This window comes from Streptomyces sp. NPDC052023 (genome assembly GCF_044548465.1).
Taxonomy (GTDB): Bacteria; Actinomycetota; Actinomycetes; order Streptomycetales; family Streptomycetaceae; genus Streptomyces.
In genome coordinates this window covers 1-1,105 of the sequence record NZ_JBIUBW010000057.1, presented here as the reverse complement: position 1 = coordinate 1,105, position 1,105 = coordinate 1, and the positions used below count along the sequence as shown (strand labels likewise).

Sequence of the window (1,105 nt, the reverse complement as noted above, 5' to 3'; positions counted from 1 at the left end):
CGCTACGGACTCACTGCCTGACGGAAGGGAGCAACAGAGTCGCCTGTGGCCGCAAAGCAGGTCACACGACCCGTCTGCAACATCATCATTGACTGACGGAGCACATCAAACCGCCTCCATAACTGTCCAGCGGCGTTCAACATGGAAGTGTGAAAGCTGCTCAGCAGTCAGACGTGACAGGGGGGTCTACGTGACAGCGCGGAGCCGCGAGGTACCCCAACTGACCACGGGGTACCGCATACTGGTCGGCACAGTCGTCTTCGGCGCTGTGATCATCGCGGGTATCGGCTTCGCCGGCTCCTACGCAGCCGTACGCGAGCTTGCCCTGAAGAAGGGCTTCGGGAACTTCTCCTACGTCTTCCCGATCGGCATCGACGCGGGCATCTGCGTCCTGCTGGCCCTGGACCTGCTGCTGACCTGGATCCGCATCCCGTTCCCGCTGCTGCGCCAGACGGCGTGGCTGCTGACGGCGGCGACGATCGCCTTCAACGGCGCGGCGGCCTGGCCGGACCCGCTGGGCGTGGGCATGCACGGCGTCATCCCGATCCTGTTCGTGGTGGCGGTGGAGGCGGCCCGGCACGCGATCGGCCGGATCGCCGACATCACGGCCGACAAGCACATGGAGGGCGTCCGCCTCACCCGCTGGCTGCTCTCCCCGGTCCCCACCTTCCTGCTGTGGCGCCGGATGAAGCTCTGGGAGCTCCGCTCCTACGACCAGGTCATCAAGCTGGAACAGGAACGCCTCGTCTACCAGGCAAGCCTTCGCTCCCGTTACGGCCGTGCCTGGCGGCGCAAGGCCCCGGTGGAGGCCTTGATGCCCCTGCGCCTGGCCAAGTACGGCGTTCCCCTGTCCGACACGGCCCCGGCCGGGCTGGCCGCCGCGGGCATTGCCGAGCCACCGATCCAGTTCACCGTCGAGCGGACCCTGGTTGCGGCGCAGCGGCAGAGTCCCGAACTCGAGGCCGCCGTCGACCAGGAGAAGGAACTGGCGGGGGTGGGCGGCGCCGAGCCGCAGGCGGGGGAGCAGGCGCCTGCCGCGCACCCGGAGCGGTCGCACGACCTTGGAGGCGAAGGGAACGCGCAACACCTCACCGACGCCTATCAG

At 68.1% G+C, this 1,105-nt stretch carries 1 protein-coding gene; it reads left to right on the top strand.

Annotation, left to right across the window (positions count from 1 at the left end):
- Positions 1-190 precede the first annotated feature (190 nt).
- The coding region (locus tag ACIHCM_RS37510) for a DUF2637 domain-containing protein (protein ID WP_399906554.1) at positions 191-1,105 on the top strand (915 nt) is incomplete at its 3' end.